Annotated in this window: 14 protein-coding genes, 1 tRNA gene and 2 rRNA genes; 9 read left to right on the top strand and 8 right to left on the bottom strand. The window is 57.4% G+C overall.

Features of this window, described 5'->3' with window-relative positions; translation table 11 throughout:
• The first annotated feature begins 204 nt into the window (after positions 1-204).
• The 3 genes from VG99_RS09445 (at position 205) to VG99_RS09435 (ending at position 4,306) form a co-directional block, all read left to right on the top strand.
• Complete coding sequence (locus VG99_RS09445) at positions 205-2,139, top strand: putative nucleotidyltransferase substrate binding domain-containing protein (RefSeq protein ID WP_044499553.1); 1,935 nt, start codon at positions 205-207, stop codon at positions 2,137-2,139.
• Positions 2,136-2,852 (top strand): 3'-5' exonuclease, encoded by a 717-nt coding sequence (locus tag VG99_RS09440; RefSeq protein ID WP_052508763.1) that lies wholly within the window; start codon positions 2,136-2,138, stop codon positions 2,850-2,852. The genes VG99_RS09445 and VG99_RS09440 overlap by 4 nt, the downstream gene beginning before the upstream one ends.
• 179 nt (positions 2,853-3,031) lie before the next feature.
• The gene (locus VG99_RS09435) at positions 3,032-4,306 is read left to right on the top strand and encodes an OmpP1/FadL family transporter (protein WP_420848295.1); all 1,275 of its coding nucleotides are present in this window, start codon (positions 3,032-3,034) and stop codon (positions 4,304-4,306) included.
• Positions 4,307-4,375: 69 nt separating this feature from the next.
• On the opposite strand, the gene VG99_RS09430 is transcribed toward VG99_RS09435, so the two are convergent.
• The 5 genes from VG99_RS09430 to VG99_RS09410 form a co-directional block, all read right to left on the bottom strand.
• A complete protein-coding gene (locus VG99_RS09430; protein WP_044499551.1) occupies positions 4,376-6,145 on the bottom strand; it encodes a sodium:solute symporter family protein in 1,770 nt (589 codons plus the stop codon).
• An 18-nt stretch (positions 6,146-6,163) separates the two neighbouring features.
• Positions 6,164-6,430, bottom strand: coding sequence for a DUF4212 domain-containing protein (locus VG99_RS09425; RefSeq protein WP_044499549.1), 267 nt, complete (start codon positions 6,428-6,430; stop codon positions 6,164-6,166).
• Positions 6,431-6,541: 111 nt separating this feature from the next.
• The gene (locus tag VG99_RS09420; protein ID WP_044499548.1) at positions 6,542-9,421 is read right to left on the bottom strand and encodes a diguanylate cyclase; all 2,880 of its coding nucleotides are present in this window, start codon (positions 9,419-9,421) and stop codon (positions 6,542-6,544) included.
• 228 nt (positions 9,422-9,649) lie between these two features.
• Complete coding sequence (locus VG99_RS09415; RefSeq protein WP_052508762.1) at positions 9,650-9,850, bottom strand: hypothetical protein; 201 nt, start codon at positions 9,848-9,850, stop codon at positions 9,650-9,652.
• A 157-nt stretch (positions 9,851-10,007) separates the two neighbouring features.
• Positions 10,008-10,097, bottom strand: a tRNA-Ser gene (locus VG99_RS09410).
• Positions 10,098-10,258: 161 nt separating this feature from the next.
• Here VG99_RS09410 and VG99_RS09405 point away from each other — a divergent pair.
• The 6 genes from VG99_RS09405 (at position 10,259) to cls (ending at position 13,834) form a co-directional block, all read left to right on the top strand.
• On the top strand, positions 10,259-10,921 hold the full coding sequence (locus VG99_RS09405) for a Bax inhibitor-1/YccA family protein (protein WP_044499547.1): 663 nt from the start codon (positions 10,259-10,261) through the stop codon (positions 10,919-10,921).
• A gap of 72 nt (positions 10,922-10,993) precedes the next feature.
• Positions 10,994-11,383, top strand: a complete 390-nt coding sequence (gene tusD, locus VG99_RS09400) for a sulfurtransferase complex subunit TusD (RefSeq protein WP_044499546.1) — start codon at positions 10,994-10,996, stop codon at positions 11,381-11,383.
• Position 11,384: 1 nt separating this feature from the next.
• Positions 11,385-11,738 (top strand): sulfurtransferase complex subunit TusC, encoded by a 354-nt coding sequence (tusC, locus tag VG99_RS09395; RefSeq protein WP_044499545.1) that lies wholly within the window; start codon positions 11,385-11,387, stop codon positions 11,736-11,738.
• Between the two features lie 19 nt (positions 11,739-11,757).
• Complete coding sequence (tusB, locus tag VG99_RS09390) at positions 11,758-12,057, top strand: sulfurtransferase complex subunit TusB (RefSeq protein WP_044499544.1); 300 nt, start codon at positions 11,758-11,760, stop codon at positions 12,055-12,057.
• The gene (locus VG99_RS09385) at positions 12,054-12,389 is read left to right on the top strand and encodes a TusE/DsrC/DsvC family sulfur relay protein (protein ID WP_044499543.1); all 336 of its coding nucleotides are present in this window, start codon (positions 12,054-12,056) and stop codon (positions 12,387-12,389) included. The genes tusB and VG99_RS09385 overlap by 4 nt, the downstream gene beginning before the upstream one ends.
• The gene (cls, locus tag VG99_RS09380; protein WP_204216708.1) at positions 12,386-13,834 is read left to right on the top strand and encodes a cardiolipin synthase; all 1,449 of its coding nucleotides are present in this window, start codon (positions 12,386-12,388) and stop codon (positions 13,832-13,834) included. Before VG99_RS09385 ends, cls begins: the two co-directional genes overlap by 4 nt.
• Positions 13,835-13,896: 62 nt before the next feature.
• Here the strand turns inward: cls and VG99_RS09375 are convergent, their stop codons facing one another.
• The 3 genes from VG99_RS09375 to VG99_RS09365 all read right to left on the bottom strand — a co-directional run bounded on the left by VG99_RS09375 (position 13,897) and on the right by VG99_RS09365 (position 17,880).
• Positions 13,897-14,373, bottom strand: coding sequence for a hypothetical protein (locus VG99_RS09375; protein ID WP_044499542.1), 477 nt, complete (start codon positions 14,371-14,373; stop codon positions 13,897-13,899).
• A gap of 354 nt (positions 14,374-14,727) precedes the next feature.
• Positions 14,728-14,843: ribosomal RNA gene (gene rrf / locus VG99_RS09370) — 5S ribosomal RNA — on the bottom strand.
• Positions 14,844-14,990: 147 nt separating this feature from the next.
• A 23S ribosomal RNA gene (locus VG99_RS09365) occupies positions 14,991-17,880 on the bottom strand.
• Between the last annotated feature and the right edge of the window lie 54 nt (positions 17,881-17,934).

Raw genomic sequence — 17,934 nt, 5'->3', positions numbered from 1 at the left:
CTCGCAATCGCGCCACGATAGCAAATCGGTAGTTATTGTGAAACGGCAAAACGACCACCGCTCCGCCGACATCCAACCGACGCTGCGCCACCTGGCCTACGGTGTGGATAGGGCCTGCATGGGGAAACAGCACTAGACTTACGTCGGATGGGCTGCGGGCAGCAGCCGAGGTGAGATACCCCTTTGGCAGAGAGGCGCATGGATATGAACAGCAAAGACTCCCTTGACCAGTTCGGCAGGACCGCCGTGAAACAGAACATTCATGGCACCATGACCTTCCTGCTCGGATATCCGCCGTTTGACCAGATGGAGACCCACCACCTGGCGTGGATGGTCGAGCACTGCCAGTTACATTTCTATGCCGAAGGGGATTCGATCATCTGCCCCGGCGACGGGCCAGTACAGTATTTCCACATCGTCAAACAGGGGCGCGTACGCGGTGAGCGCCACATCGCTGGACAAGCTAATCCCGTTACCACCTTCGAGATCAGCATTGGCGAATGCTTTCCGCTGGCCGCACTGCTCGGCGAACGGGCCACCCGCACCGAACACATAGCCGGCCAGGACACCTTCTGTCTGCTGCTACCCCGGGATGATTTCAGCGAGCTGGTGCAGATGTCTGCGGTATTTCGCGACTTCGCCCTGCGCGGCGTCAGCAGCCTGCTCCAGCAGGTCAACCAGCAGGTGCAGCGCCAGGCAGCCGAGGCGGCAGGCGCCCAGTATTCATTCGATACGCCCTTGGCGAACATTGCCATCCGCGCGCCCGTGAGCTGCGCTCCCGATACGACGATCGGCGCCGCGGTGAAGACCATGCATGAATCCAGCGTCGGCAGCATCGTCATCACCGATGCCCAGGCCGCGCTTCTGGGGATCTTTACCTTGCGTGATCTGCGGCGCATCGTAGCGGAAGGCCAAACCGATATGCAGCAGCCCATCGCCACGGTCATGACCGCCTCGCCCTGCCACCTGCCCCCCAACGCCAGTGCCTTCGATGCCGCCATCACCATGACCCGGGAGCATATCGCCCACCTCTGTGTGGTGGACGGAGGACGTCTGGTCGGCATGGTGTCCGAACGGGATCTGTTTGCCCTGCAGCGTGTGGATCTGGTCCATTTGGCCCGAGCTATCAGCCAGGCTTCCGATATCGAGGTCCTGGTGGCACTGCGCCGGGACATCCACCGCCTGGTTGATAGCATGATCGCCCACGGCGCCTCCGCCGCCCAGGTCACCCATATCATTACCCTGCTGAACGATCACAGTGTCTGCCGCGTCATTGAACTGTGCCTGCGGGATTCCAGCGATCCAGGCATCCCCTTTACCTGGCTGTGTTTCGGCAGTGAGGCCCGGCGGGAGCAGACGCTGCTGACCGATCAGGATAACGGCATCCTGTTCGAGGCAGAGAATGCGCAGCAGGCGGAGGATCATCGCCAGCGACTGCTGCCGCTGGCCCAGCGCATCAACCAGGCCTTGGCCCGGTGCGGGTTTACCTTGTGCAAGGGCAATATCATGGCGGGCAATCCCGAGCTGTGCCTGTCTCGGCAGGAATGGCTTACCCGGTTTCATCGCTGCATCCAGTCAGCCACACCGGAAAATCTCCTGGCATCCTCGATCTTCTTTGATTTTCGTGTCGTGTGGGGGCCTGCGGAGGGCGCCCAGGCGTTATTCGAAGCGGTGTTGCAGAAGGTGGCGGACAACCGCACCTTCCAGCATCTGCTGGCACGCAACGCCCTCGCCCACCGTCCGCCGATCGGCCTGTTTCGTGATTTTGTGGTATCTCGCAGCGGGCAGGAGAAGGATACGCTGGATCTTAAAATCCAGGGGCTCACCCCCTTTGTCGATGGTGCCCGGGTACTGGCGCTGGCCAACGGCATCAGCGAAACCGGTACCCTGCGCCGGCTGCAGCGGCTCAAGCAGCAGAAGGTGATTGACGCCCTGGACGCCGACGCCTATGCCGAAGCCTATGAATTCATTCAGCTCAGCCGCCTGCAGCAGCACCAACACCAGGAACGGGAGCAGAAGCCGTACAGTAACCGCCTGGACCCCACCATGCTCAACCATCTGGACCGCCGCATTCTTCGCGAGGCCTTTCGCCAGGCCCAGCGCCTGCAATCCAGCCTCGCCTTGAGGTATCAGCTATGAAGCTGCCTCGGCTCTTTGGGCGCGCCCGCGCAAGAGCCATAACGCCGGATAAGGCGACCCGTCGGGATGCCCTGCCGGCGCCACAACCGATCGACAGCACCCCTTTGAAAAAGGCGCGGCTGGTCGTGCTGGATCTGGAAACCAGTGGCCTGGACCTGCAACGCGACGAAATCCTCTCTGTCGGCGCCGTAGCCATCGAGGAGGGCATCCTGCGTATGGCGGATCAATATGAATGCACCCTCGCGCGCCCCGGCCACCGCGCCAGCCAGGCCACCTTGCTGCATGAAATCTCCCCGAGTGAAGTTCAGGCTGGCCGCCCCCCTGACGAAGCACTGCTGGAGTTGATGGAGTTCGCCGGCGCCTGCGTATTTCTCGCTTTCCACGCCGGCTTCGACCAGCGCATGCTCAGCCGGGCGCTGCAACAGGATTTGGATTACCGGCTACGGCACCGCTTCCTGGATGTCGCCGAACTTGCTCCCATGCTGTTTCCCGACGCTGCGCCACGCTGTTCGACGCTGGATGATTGGCAGCAGTATTTTCACCTCGCCAACAGCCAACGCCACAATGCTGCTGCCGATGCCCAGGCAACAGCCGAGATCCTGCTGATTCTATTGGCACGGGCCGCCCGCCAGGGAACATCCACGCTGGCCGAGCTCAATAACAGGTTGGCTCTCTGGCGACAGCTTAATCAGGTACGTTCCAGCGGATTTTGAGTGCAGCCGGAAGCTCCAGAACCTGCCGGACAGTAGCTGACTGAGCGGTCCTGCGACACATTTCCCGCCGATTACGTTTTTTAACGCAATTTTGGGGAACTTGATCACAAAAACCGTAGCGGAGCACTTTTTTTCCTGCTAGTTTCCGCGGCTCAATAATTCTTCAGGAGTACCCAATGATCAAACACGCCTGGTTCAAAACCACGCTCGCTGTCGCCGTAGCCACTGCCTCCTGCCAACTGATGGCAAACGGCTTGGCCATTAACGAGCAAAGCGTCAGCAGCATGGGCACCGGCTTCGCTGGTCGCTCGTCCTCTGCGCTGGATGCCAGCACCGTGTTTGGCAACCCGGCGGGCATGTCGCGCCTGGAACGCGCTGAGATCAGTGGTGGTTTTGCTGCGATCAAGGCAAGCACGGATGTCAACGCTGCCAATCCTGACCCTGCTACCGGCACCAATCTGGTCCGAGGCACCAATGAAGGCGACATCGCACCTGAAGCCGCTGTCCCCTTTGCCTACTATGTTCGCCCCCTTAACGACAAATGGCACTTTGGACTGGGCTTCTATGTTCCCTTCGGCGTGATCAGCGATTACGAAAAGTCCTCACAGGGCCGTGACCTGGGTCTTTACAGCAAAGTGCAGGTGACGACCCTGCAGCCGACGCTCAGCTATCGAATCAACGATCGCATCGCGGTCGGTTTCGGTCCGACCATCAACAAGATCGAAGGCAAGTTGACCAGCCAGCCGTTGGCCGTAACCGGCTCCGATGCAACGGTCAATATCAAAGGTGACGACATCGGCTACGGTTTCAATGCAGGTGTATTGATTGACGTAACTGATCGGCTCGCCTGGGGCTTGACCTACCACTCCAAAGTGGAATATGAGCTGGAAGGACGCACTCGCTTTGCAGGCTTCCCTCAGCCGCTGCGGGGTAACTACGACGCCACCCTGGATTTCACTTCTCCGGAGTCGGTAGATAGCTCCATCACCTATAAAGCGAACGATAAGTGGACGCTGTACGCCGGGGCGACCTGGACGCGCTGGAGCCAGTTGGAGGAAATTGAAGCGGTCAACGAAGGCCTGCATCCCGCGCTCGGTGGGGCATATGACAGTGTTGGCGAAGAGTTGAACTGGGAAGACTCCTGGGCTTATGCCTTCGGCGTCGCTTACCAGCTCAACCCGGCCTGGGTACTCCGTGGCGGCTTCACCATGGATGAGTCCCCCACCAGCAATGCTGACCGCACCGTACGGATCCCGGTAAGCAATCGCAAGATTGTCTCCCTCGGTGCCGGCTGGAATATCAATCAGGACTGGACCATGGACTTTGCATACTCATACCTTCGTGAGAGCAAAGGGCGCGTGGATCAAACCAACCACTCCACCGGTACTCAGTACTCAGCCGAATACCGCAACAGCGCCCATGGCGCCGGTGTGCAGCTGACTCACCGCTTCTGATCGCTGGTCGCTGAGCCAAACAAAAGGCCCCGGTTGATATCAACCGGGGCCTTTTCATTTCGACTCAGATCAGTGAGCGATAGCCGCTCCCGCACCACGGGGTACACGTATATCCTCGATCAGGTGCTGGATATGCTCCGGCGGCGCCTTGGTCACCGATGCCACTGCAACCGACACCACGAAGTTGAAGATCATCCCCAAGGTACCAATGCCTTCCGGTGAAATACCGAACCACCAGTGTTCGGCGTTATCCAGTTCGGGACTGATGAACTTGAAGAACACGATATAGCTGAAGGTAAAGGCGAGACCGACAGCCATGCCGGCAATAGCACCCTCCTTGTTCATCTTCTTCGAGAAGATGCCCATGACGATAACCGGGAAGAAGGACGCCGCCGCCAGACCGAAGGCGAACGCCACTACCTGGGCCACAAAGGCCGGCGGGTAGATGCCGAATAGCCCAGCGACGATCACCGCCACCCCAGCCGCAATCCGCGCCGCCAATAGCTCACCCTTCTCGCTAATGTCCTTCTTGAAATTGCTCTTGAGCAAATCATGGGATATGGACGTGGAGATCACCAGCAGCAGACCGGCCGCCGTCGACAGCGCCGCGGCCAGACCGCCCGCGGCAATGAGGGCGACTACCCAACCCGGCAGGTTGGCAATCTCGGGGTTGGCGAGCACCATGATGTCACGGTCCACGTACAGCTCGGTTTCCGCTGCGCTGGGCGCATTGCTGACCAGGCGCTCACCGTTCACGCCGCGTTCACCCGTGAAGCTGGGAGCGCCGGCAAATGGTGCACCATTGCCATACTGGATCAGGCCGTCACCGTTCTTGTCCTGCCAGGCAATCAACCCTGCGTTTTCCCAAGTCTTGACCCAGGTGGGCGCCTGCTCGTAACTCACGTTCGGAATACTGGTGAGTAGATTGGTACGGGCGAACGCGGCGACAGCCGGTGCGGTGGTGTAAAGGATCGCGATAAACAGCAATGCATACCCTGCAGATTTCCGGGCATCCCTTACCGTCGGAGTGGTGAAGAACCGGACGATCACATGGGGCAGGCCTGCGGTACCTACCATCAGCGCCATGGTAATGGCGAAGACGTCGATGGTGGACTTGGTGCCATCGGTATAGGTCGAGAACCCCAGTTCTTCACCCAGGCCATTGAGCCGGTCGAGCACAGACACGTCGGTCCCGGAGACAGTGCTGCCGAAACCCAGTTGGGGAATGGGGTTACCAGTGATCAGCATCGAGATATAGATGGCCGGGACCATATAAGCGAAGATCATCACGCAGTACTGCGCCACCTGGGTATAGGTAATACCCTTCATGCCACCCAATACCGAATAGAAGAACACGATCGCCATGCCGATCATGACACCCATATTGATATCGATCTCCAGATACCGGGAGAAGACGATACCAACACCGCGCATCTGGCCCGCAACATAGGTGAAGGAAATGAAGATCACGCAGATCACCGCGACGACGCGTGCCGTCTGCGAGTAATACCGGGTGCCGACGAACTCCGGAACCGTGTAGCGTCCGAATTTGCGCAAGTAGGGCGCGAGGCACATGGCCAACAATACATAGCCGCCCGTCCAGCCCATCAGGTAGACACTACCGTCGTAACCGGTGAACGAGATGATACCCGCCATGGAGATGAAGGAAGCAGCCGACATCCAATCGGCCCCGGTCGCCATGCCGTTGGCAATCGGGTGCACACCTTTACTTGCTACATAATACTCGCTGGTGCTACCCGCTCGGGTCCAGATGGCGATACCGATATACAACGCGAAGGTGGCGCCTACCACCAGATAGATCAGTGTTTGGGTTTCCATATGCAAGGCTCCGGATTGTTATTCTTCGTGGAGGTCATACTTGCGATCGAGTTTGTTCATCTTCAGCACGTAGATCAGGATCAGCAGCAGAAAGCCGTAAATCGAACCTTGCTGGGCAAACCAGAAACCTAGTGGAAAACCAAAAAACTGGATTTGATTGAGCGCATCGACAAACAGAATGCCTGCGCAGAAGGATACGACGAACCAGATGACCAACAGCGTGATCATCAGTCGCAGATTCTCCTTCCAGTAGGCTCGCGCAGCGTCTTCTTTGGATAAAGACATGGGTGTCTCCTATTGTTGTTTTTATATTGCAGATTAAAACTAGCACCAGGTTGGGCAGAACGTGACTACGACTTTGGTATAAAAAAGCGAAAAGGTAGATGTGCCCTCTGCTCAGGGCGCGCTCGGGCCTGCAAGGACGGTGCGATTGCGCCCCTCTTTCTTCGCTCGATACAAGGCTTCATCCGCCATGGCGAACACCTTATCCACGTCCCCTTGCAGCGGTGCCAATCCAATACTGGCGGTAACGGTAATTTCCCTGTCCTCGAACTCGATAATGCTGCGTTCCACGGCCACGCGCAGACGCTCCGCAATGGCGGCTGCGCTGTCCAGGTTAGCCTCTGGCAATAGCACAGCGAACTCTTCACCACCCAGGCGGCCAGCCACATCATGCTGTCGCAGCATGTTACGCAGCAGCGCAGCCAGGTGTACCAGCACCTTGTCCCCCGCAGCATGACCGTAGGTATCGTTGATATTCTTGAAGTGATCCAGATCCAGCATAAGGAGCGCACCGTTGCCTGATGCATGGCCGACCCGCCGCAGCTCCCGCTCTATCCCTTCCAACAACGCTCGCCGGTTCGCCAAGCCGGTCAGCGGGTCGGTGGCAGCCAGCCGCTCTAGATTGCGCTCATGTTCACGCCGCTCGGTGACATCGGCCGCAATCCACAGCCGGCCTACGTCGGTGTCCTTGATACGAATCGGGATCTGGTTGATCTGCAACACGCGCCCATCCAACAGGACGAGTTCCCAGAGACGACTGCCATCTTGCTGCCGCCCCCCCAGGGGAGCTTCTGATTGGAGGTCGAGCAACTGGTAGAAGTATTCACGGTCGGTACCGGTGAGCGAGTCTGGTGCCATACCCAGGTTGAACAGATCGCAGAGCTCCTGGTTGACTACCAGGATCTCGCCCTCGGCATTTTCCAGCAGCACACCGCCGGGGAAGTGCCGAATGACTTCAATGAGCCTGACCCGGGCAGCGGATAGCGCCACCTCCATCTGCCGACGCTCGGTAATATCAATGAGGGTCCAGATGATGTCTCCGTCCGGGCGTTCAGCATCCAGCAAAGTGCCATGGATGCTGAACCAGCGAGGCGCGCCATTGGCATCGAGAAAGGGATGCTCAGCCTCCACCGCGCCGCCACGCTGACGCAGCAGTTGCATCTGCTCAAGCAGATTATCGCCACTATCCGGACTGCCCTGCAGTTGACTGAAGGGAATGCTCTTGAGGGGACGGCCGTTGGCAAACAATTCCCGCGCTCGGCGGTTGGCCAAACGCACATGCTGATCGGCCCCTACCAGCAGAATGGCTGCCGCATTGTTGTCCAGCAGCGCATTGCGCAACTGGGCCTCGGCCACCCGTTGGCTGATATCGCTCTGCGTGCCCAGCACCCGCTTGCCCTTCTCATCCTCTACCGCTTTGCCCCGTATCTCGACCCACAACCAATCATCGGTAGCGGTAAGCAAACGCAATTCAAGGCGGAACATATCGCCTCGGGCAATTTCGCCGAGGATATTGTCCAGATGTACCTGATCATTGGGGTGCACCCGCTCATACCAGTGCGCAAAGGTCGCAGGCTGGGGAAATTCTTCATACCCCAGCATCGCCATGCAGCGCGCATCGAAGTACAGGGCGTCCTCTCCCAGATGCCATTCCCATAGCCCATCGTGCACCGCGTCTATCGTCAGGCGCAGTCGCTCGGTGCTGTCGCGCAGAGCTTCGTCAATCGCCTGCTGCTGGCTGATGTCATGCACGTAGCCGTGCCACAAAATACTGCCATCCGGCTGCTGCTGCGGGTTGGCATAACCTGCTACCCAGCGGGTGTCACCGCCGGGGGAAACAAATCTGAAACGTATATCCCAGGGCGTCAGCGTTTCCGCCGATGCGTTGATACGGTCGATAACGTCGGGCAGATCCTGCGGATGAATGAGACCGAAAATAGCTTGCAGGTCACCCATCACCTGTTCCGGGCTCAGCCCTAGCACTGTTCCTATGCCCTGGCTGAGGTAGGGCATGGAAAACGTGCCGTCAGGCTGCCGCTGAAATTGGTATACCGAACCTGGCACCTGGGCCAGCAGGCGAGTCAGCCGCTCCTCGTTCCAGGCCAGGTTGCGCTGTTCGATACGAAGGCGTTTGATGAGCATGCCAATCAAGCCTGCCGCCAAGAGAAGCGCCAAGGTACTGACCGCAGTCCAGAATCGGCTTCTAGCCAACCGGTCGGTGACCGGCGAGAGCGTCGTCTGGCGATCCAGGCCAACACTGACGGCCAGCGGATAATCTTGCACCCAGCGCCAGGCATAATCACGGCTTACACCATCCCAGGCAGGATCAAGGCGATATATTCCGCCATCAACGCGGGCGGCCAGGCCGGCTTGCAGCGCTCCCGATACCTGTGTGCCTAGAACTTCATGTTGCCGGATCGAGCGAGCCAGGTAGTAACCGCGATTACTCAACAATAACGCAACATCGCCGCCCGTATGGGGGAAGACTTTCTGGAAGTACGCGGAGATAAAGGCTGGCGATACCGATACTACCAGCACACCGGCAAAGTCGCCCATCTTGCGCAGCGGCTGGGCGAGCTGGATGGACCATTTACCCGAGATGCGCCCCTGCAGCGGATCACTGATATATAACCCGGACGCTGGCGCTCGGCCTTCTGCGTGCACGCGGAAATGCTCCCGGTTGGCAATGGAAACCGGGGCCGGTACGCTTCCTACAGTGGGGGAGATATTGCTGTAAACGATCTGTCCGGCAGCATCGGCCACCGCTACCTGGACAATGATGTCCTCTTCGAAGGTGGTAACGGCACTATCAACCGCACGACTAAAGTCGGCGGGATTTTCCAGATATCGGGTGGCCAGGCTTTTGCCGAGATAATCCAGGCCCGACATCACTATCTGAATCTGCGTGGCCAACGCTTCGGAAGTCTGCTCGGCGCGCAGCGTCAGCTGGCTCTCGGCGTAGGCCAGCTGGGATCGCTGGTTATCCAGTAACACCCACCAATATGCCCCAAGCACAAGCACCAGGGCCGAATACGCCACCCAAAGGACAGTCGACGGCTGTGCTGCGTTTTGCGAGGCATTACTTCCAACGATCATGCCGATCTACACTTCCATGCCAGAAATAGCCCGCAGTATAGGAGCTGAGCACCGGCTTGGCACGTGGCCGTGTGAAAGTTGGCATCAAGAGCCCTCCGGAGCGAAACGCTCCGGAGATCCCGCTTGTTACTGGGTGGTGCCGGTACCGGTGCCTGTTGCAGGCGCGGTATTGTTCATATTTCCTCCATTCGCCGGCTGCCCCAGATTGTTTTGCGGCTCGGCCGATGGCGGCATGGCATTCTCTTCATGGACGCGGTCATCTTCATCAGGCCCACAACCGGCCAACAGCAGGGCAAAGGCGGGAACCAGCAGGTACGTCAGTCGCATAAAAGACTCCTTTTCGTGGTTGCAGTATTGCCTTGGGTTTGACCGGGGCTGGTGCAGTAAGTGCGGATTTGTTTTGCGGAATGCGTGGAATCCAGTGAGGAATTTGCAGAGAGTAAAAACGACAAAGCCCCGAAAACGGGGCCCTGAATATAATAACTGGCGGAGGGACAGGGATTCGAACCCTGGAAGGGCGTTAACCCTTGCCGGTTTTCAAGACCGGTGCATTCAACCGCTCTGCCATCCCTCCACGGCGGGCAATACTACCCGAAACTGCTCACCAGTCAATGGGAAAAGACGCATCAGGTAACGTTTTTGCGATGCCGCAGTGTTGCCAGACCAAGGTGAACGGGTATGATCAATGCAGAAGGATATCCGTATTGTAACTATTGGAGTCAATGAACCATGCAAATGCAACAGCGCAACACAATGCAACATACAGGGGTGAGTGAGGTCGAGGTCAGCAAGCTGTTCCGTAACACCTACTCGCTGCTCGCGATGACCCTGGCATTCAGTGCTCTGGTCGCTTTCATTTCCATGAGTCTCAACCTGCCGCACCCCGGGCTGATCATCACCCTGGTTGGCTTCTACGGTCTGCTGTTCCTGACCGCCAAGCTGCGCAACTCCGGCTGGGGGCTGATCAGCACCTTCGCCTTCACCGGGTTCCTCGGCTACACCCTGGGCCCAATCCTGAATGCCTACCTGTCACTACCTAACGGCGGCCAGCTGGTCACGATGGCGCTGGGGATGACGGCGCTGGTGTTCTTCGGCCTATCGGCCTACGCGATCCTGAGCCGCAAGGACTTCAGCTTCCTTTCCGGCTTTATCATGGCGGGCTTCATCGTGCTGCTGTGTGCGGTAGTGGCCAGCTTCTTCATCCAGATCAGCGGGCTGCAATTGGCTATTTCCGCCGGCTTCGTGCTGTTTTCATCGGCGGTCATCCTGTTTCAGACCAGCGCTATCATCCATGGTGGCGAAGATAACTACATCATGGCTACCATCACGCTGTTCGTGTCGATCTACAACCTGTTCCTGAGCCTGCTGCAATTGTTGGGTATTTTCAGCAACGACTGATTTGGCCGTTTTAGGTATACTCCGGGGGCTCGTCAACAGGCGGGCCCTCTTTGTTTTCACTGGGTCGGAATCATGAACTTTGCCATTGCCCTGTTAGCCGGTCCGCAAGACCCGGCGGCTCGGAGCGCGCTCGAGTTCGCGCGGGCCGTTGTGTCTTCCGGTCATCAGATCAGCCACCTGTTCTTCTACCGCGAGGCGGTTCACCTTGCCTCGCAATTGGGGGTCCAGCCGCAGGATGAACTCGACATCGCCGCGGAGTGGCGCCAGTTCATCGGTGATCATCAGCTGGATGCTGTGGTCTGCATTGCCGCAGCCCTCCGCCGTGGCGTGCTTGACGAGGCGGAAGCACACCGTTGGGAGCGACCTGTAGCCAATACCGGAGCGCCCTGGGCCCTGTCCGGGCTGGGCCAATGGATAGACGCGCTTCAGAGCGCTGACCGCGCCGTCACCTTTGGAACCTGACGTGAAGAGTCTGTTGATCATCAGCCGCCATGCCCCCACCCGCGCAGCAGCACGGGAAGCACTTGATGTTGCCCTGGCCGCCGCCGCCTTCGGCGTACCCTGCGGTCTTCTTTTCATGGACGATGGTGTGCTCCAGCTGATACGCGGCCAGGACAGTAGCCAAATCAAACTAAAATCCCTGGCTGCCAACCTTCAGGCGCTTCCCCTGTTTGGTGTTGAAGATGTGTTGGTCTGCCAGCATTCACTCGGTGAACGCGGCTTGCAGACCAATCAGTGCCTGCCGGAAGCCCGTCCAGTGAGTACCGCTGAAATCGCCACGCTCGTCGATCATTACGATCAGATCCTTTCGCTCTGACCTGCCAAGGGACGTTACCATGCTGCACATCCTGCGCCACTCGCCCCATGCGGAAACCCGATTTGCCAGCTGCCTGCGCGCGATCAGCGCCGATCAGAGCCTGCTGCTGATTGAAGATGCGGCCTACGCTTTGCTCCCCGGTACATCCAGCCGTAACGCCCTGGAATACCTCCCGGGCAACGTGCAGCTCTATACGCTCGAGTCCGACCTGCTAGCCCGCGGCATTGCCCTGGATGACGTATCTGCGCGTATCCAGCTCATTGACTACTCCATGATGGTGGCCCTGTGCACAGAGCACAGCAAGGTGGTGAGCTGGTGAGCACCCTGAACGTTGGCGGCAGAGAGATCCCCGTGGACAAGGACGGCTTCCTGGTTGATCTTGCGGACTGGTCCGGTGAGGTCGCCAAAGCCTTGGCCGCAGAGGAAGGGCTGGAGCTGACCGAGGCGCATTTCGACGTCATCCATGCCCTGCGCCGCTTTCATGCGCAATATCAGCTATCGCCGCCGATGCGGCCGCTGGTCAAGTACATCGGCCAGGAGTTGGGAAAGGACAAGGGCAGCAGTATCTACTTGCTGTCGCTGTTCCCCGGCAGTCCTGCCCGGCTGGCCAGCAAGCTGGCCGGCCTGCCCAAACCGGATAACTGTCTTTGATCGATCTGGCCCATCTGCACAGTATCCTGGGTTGGGCTCTGGCGGGTTTCTATTGGTTATTGACTGCCTCGGTCACCCTACGCATTATCGCTCGCCGCCGGCCGGTTAGCGTCACACTTGCCTGGCTGCTGATCATCTACATCTTGCCGCTTCTTGGTGCGGCATTGTATTTGCTGATCGGCGAGCTGAACCTGGGGCGAGCCCGGGCCGCACGATCCAATGCCATGGTCGAACCCTATCTGACCAATCTCACCACTCAATTTCAGGACAGTGAAGCCCCCCTTCCCGGCGGGCAACTGAGCCTGGCGATCAACCAACTGATGAACACCCAGGTCGGCATAGGCGCGCTGAGCTACGAACATCTCGAGATTCTCGATACACCCGCGTCCATATTTGAACGGGTGATGCAAGACATTCGTAATGCTCGCCAGTCCATAATGCTGGAGACCTATATATGGCACCCGGGCGGACTCGTGGATGAAGTAGCCCGGGAGCTGATCGCAGCCAGCCTGCGTGGGGTGGAGGTCCGGTTATTGATCGACCATGCTGGGAGCCGGGATTTCTTCCGCTCGGTCTGGCGTACCACCATGGTGCAGGCCGGGATCAAGGTCGTCCCCGCCCTCCCCGTACGCTTGATCCGCGCACTGGTGCAACGGATCGATCTGCGTCTGCATCGCAAGCTCATCGTGATCGACGACCTCATCGCCTATACCGGGTCAATGAATATGGCTGACCCAGCCTACTTCAAACAGGAAGCGCAAGTCGGTCAATGGATCGACATGATGCTACGTCTGGAAGGGGAAGCGGCCGCAGGGCTAACCAAGGTATTCGCCTGGGACTGGGAAGTTGAAACCGGAGAACGTTGCTTTCCTTCGCTGGCCGAACGCCCCGGCTTGCCCAGCAATTGGCTATCGATAATCCCATCGGGTCCCGGCCTGGGGAACCTGATCAATCAGACGGTATTGGCCAGTATCTACCGGGCAAACAAAAGCATTGTTATCAGCACACCCTATTTCGTTCCTTCGGAAGCTGTCCTGGATGCGCTCTGCCAAGCCGCAAACCGAGGGGTCGAGGTCAAGTTGCTGCTGCCCCGCAAGAATGATTCACTGATGGTCGGTTGGGCCAGCCGCTCCTATTTCGACACCCTTCTTGAATCCGGTGTGCAGATCCTGCTGTTTGATGGCGGCCTGTTACACACCAAGGCGATGTTGATGGACGAGCAGTTGGCCCTGGTTGGCAGCGTTAACCTGGATATCCGCAGCTTCCAGCTCAATTTCGAGCTGACTGTTGCCTTGTTTACGCCGGATAACTGCGCAGCCATCGGCGCCCTGCTTCGCCGTTATGAAAGGGACAGTGAACGCTTACAGGCGGAGCGCTGGGGACAGCGCGGTAGACCCTCCAGAATTCTGGAAAGGTTGATGTTCTTTATGAGTCCCTTGCTCTAGCCCTGTTACGCTACGAAATCTCGTCAGCGCTCTTACCGATATACCGGCACCTGTCCTGCTGATTACAGCAACTGGATACCCAAGGCGAACAATCCGAGGAATATCCAGAATGCAGAAAATAGCTTGGGTGTGCGTTTGGAAAACATCAACGCCTTGCTCTGTCCCTGGTACGTAGACTCCCAGCTCGAAAACAAGGGCGCATCATCATAGACCGGCCCGGTCTCCGGCCGGCAATTAAGCAGGTCCGTCTGCTTCTGGTGCCAGTGATTGATAATATCGCAGGCGGCCTGAATACCCGGCCAGGCACTGAGTGAACTCAATACACCGAACAGAGCCAGCATGGGCGGTACAACCAGCGTGAATATCGGCCCCCAGTCCGGGTTGGTATTGGCCATGGACGATGCGTACGCAATAACCAGGAACGACTGAGCGGTAAGATAAGCGTTGGTGCGCGCGGATAAATTGTTCGCCTCGTTATGAATTTCCTGGCGATAGAAATCCAGCCGGTCCTTCGGCGAAACGAACATCTTGAGGTCCATGCCCTCCCTTGCAGGTTGCGGATCCTGGGGAGTGATTATCATCCAGCTGCCTCCAAAACAGTGTCTCAGGGGGTTGGAGGCAGCCAGGCATCGCAAGTTCATCCGTTTTCCCACGCAAAGAGAAAGGCCCCGACCTGTTTCCAGATCGGGGCGTTTCGGTATAGCGCTTGACGATGGCTCGGCCGGCGCCCCGGTACTTTGACGCACGCCATCCGGGCGTGCGCCCTGCGGGCAGCCTGCGGCTGTCCAACCTGGCTCCCGGCCAGGTTGTCACATGGAGGTGGTAGTGACAGTAGTGATGGGCAGGGCAGAAATAAAAAAACCCCGCCAGATGGCGGGGTTTCTTTATTTGGCGCTTGACGATGACCTACTCTCACATGGGGAAACCCCACACTACCATCGGCGATGCATCGTTTCACTGCTGAGTTCGGAATGGGATCAGGTGGTTCCAATGCTCTATGGTCGTCAAGCAATTCGTTGCTATGCGGCTGTTAGTCCACACGGCGTAAAGGATGGGAAAAGTGATAGTGTTGGGACAAGGGGTAACTGTAATCTCGTGCAGTTCCAGACTGTCGTTCAATGCGTCAAGCCATAGGCCCAAATTGTTTGGGTGTTATATGGTCAAGCCACACGGGCAATTAGTACTGGTTAGCTCAACGCCTCACAGCGCTTACACACCCAGCCTATCAACGTCGTAGTCTTCGACGGCCCTTCAGGGGGATCAAGTCCCCGGTGAGATCTCATCTTGAGGCAAGTTTCCCGCTTAGATGCTTTCAGCGGTTATCTTTTCCGAACGTAGCTACCCGGCAATGCCACTGGCGTGACAACCGGAACACCAGAGGTTCGTCCACTCCGGTCCTCTCGTACTAGGAGCAGCCCCTCTCAAATCTCAAACGTCCACGGCAGATAGGGACCGAACTGTCTCACGACGTTCTAAACCCAGCTCGCGTACCACTTTAAATGGCGAACAGCCATACCCTTGGGACCGGCTTCAGCCCCAGGATGTGATGAGCCGACATCGAGGTGCCAAACACCGCCGTCGATATGAACTCTTGGGCGGTATCAGCCTGTTATCCCCGGAGTACCTTTTATCCGTTGAGCGATGGCCCTTCCATACAGAACCACCGGATCACTAAGACCTACTTTCGTACCTGCTCGACGTGTTGGTCTCGCAGTCAAGCGCGCTTTTGCCTTTATACTCTACGCACGATTTCCGACCGTGCTGAGCGCACCTTCGTACTCCTCCGTTACTCTTTAGGAGGAGACCGCCCCAGTCAAACTACCCACCATACACTGTCCTCGATCCGGATAACGGACCAGAGTTAGAACCTCAAAGTTGCCAGGGTGGTATTTCAAGGTTGGCTCCACGCGAACTGGCGTCCACGCTTCACAGCCTCCCACCTATCCTACACAAGCAAATTCAAAGTCCAGTGCAAAGCTATAGTAAAGGTTCACGGGGTCTTTCCGTCTAGCCGCGGATACACTGCATCTTCACAGCGATTTCAATTTCACTGAGTCTCGGGTGGAGACAGCGCCGCCATCATTACGCCATTCGTGCAGGTCGGAACTTACCCGACAAGGAATTTCGCTACCTTAGGACCGTTATAGTTACGGCCGCCGTTTACCGGGGCTTCGATCAAGAGCTTCGCCGAAGCTAACCCCATCAATTAACCTTCCGGCACCGGGCAGGCGTCACACCCTATACGTCCACTTTCGTGTTTGCAGAGTGCTATGTTTTTAATAAACAGTTGCAGCGGCCTGGTATCTTCGACCGGCATGAGCTTACGGAGCAAGTCCTTCACCCTCACCGGCGCACCTTCTCCCGAAGTTACGGTGCCATTTTGCCTAGTTCCTTCACCCGAGTTCTCTCAAGCGCCTTGGTATTCTCTACCTGACCACCTGTGTCGGTTTGGGGTACGATTTCTAGTTACCTGAAGCTTAGAGGCTTTTCCTGGAAGCATGGCATCAACCACTTCATGTTCTAAAAGAACACTCGTCATCAGTTCTCGGCCTTGATTTCCCGGATTTACCTAAGAAATCAGCCTACCACCTTAAACACGGACAACCAACGCCGTGCTGGCCTAGCCTTCTCCGTCCCCCCATCGCAGTAACCAGAAGTACGGGAATATTAACCCGTTTCCCATCGACTACACCTTTCGGTCTCGCCTTAGGGGTCGACTCACCCTGCGTCGATTAACGTTGCGCAGGAACCCTTGGTCTTCCGGCGTGGGAGTTTTTCACTCCCATTGTCGTTACTCATGTCAGCATTCGCACTTCTGATACCTCCAGCCAACTTCTCAATTGACCTTCACAGGCTTACAGAACGCTCCTCTACCGCACATCTTACGATGCACCCGTAGCTTCGGTGTATGGTTTGAGCCCCGTTACATCTTCCGCGCAGGCCGACTCGACTAGTGAGCTATTACGCTTTCTTTAAAGGATGGCTGCTTCTAAGCCAACCTCCTAGCTGTCTAAGCCTTCCCACATCGTTTCCCACTTAACCATAACTTTGGGACCTTAGCTGACGGTCTGGGTTGTTTCCCTTTTCACGACGGACGTTAGCACCCGCCGTGTGTCTCCCGTGCTCGCACTCACTGGTATTCGGAGTTTGCATGGGGTTGGTAAGTCGGGATGACCCCCTAGCCCAAACAGTGCTCTACCCCCAGTGGTGATACACGAGGCGCTACCTAAATAGCTTTCGAGGAGAACCAGCTATCTCCGAGCTTGATTAGCCTTTCACTCCTATCCACAAGTCATCCGCTAACTTTTCAACGGTAGTCGGTTCGGTCCTCCAGTGCCTGTTACGGCACCTTCAACCTGCCCATGGATAGATCGCCCGGTTTCGGGTCTATACCCAGCGACTAAACGCCCTATTAAGACTCGGTTTCCCTACGCCTCCCCTAGACGGTTAAGCTCGCCACTGAATATAAGTCGCTGACCCATTATACAAAAGGTACGCAGTCACCGAACAAGTCGGCTCCCACTGCTTGTACGCATACGGTTTCAGGATCTATTTCACTCCCCTCACAGGGGTTCTTTTCGCCTTTCCCTCACGGTACTGGTTCACTATCGGTCAGTCAGGAGTATTTAGCCTTGGAGGATGGTCCCCCCATGTTCAGTCAACGTTTCACGTGCGCCGACCTACTCGATTTCACGGCAAAGAGTCTTTCGTGTACGGGGCTATCACCCACTATGGCCGCCATTTCCACAGCGTTCCACTAAACTCAATGCCGCTTAAGGGCTGCTCCCCGTTCGCTCGCCACTACTTGGGGAATCTCGGTTGATTTCTTTTCCTCCGGGTACTTAGATGTTTCAGTTCCCCGGGTTCGCCTCACACACCTATGTATTCAGTGTGTGATACCCAGCTTATGCTGGGTGGGTTTCCCCATTCAGAGATCTCCGGATCAAAGGTCGTTTGCCACCTCCCCGAAGCTTTTCGCAGGCTACCACGTCTTTCATCGCCTCTGACTGCCAAGGCATCCACCGTATGCGCTTATTCACTTGACCATATAACCCCAAACAATCTGCTTGCGCTGATTGCTGGCAGCCATAGGTCTTGAC

Origin of the sequence: Pseudomonas saudimassiliensis (assembly GCF_000939975.1) — a bacterium.
Taxonomy (GTDB): Bacteria; Pseudomonadota; Gammaproteobacteria; order Pseudomonadales; family Pseudomonadaceae; genus Halopseudomonas; species Halopseudomonas saudimassiliensis.
This window is presented reverse-complemented; position numbering and strand designations above follow the sequence as displayed.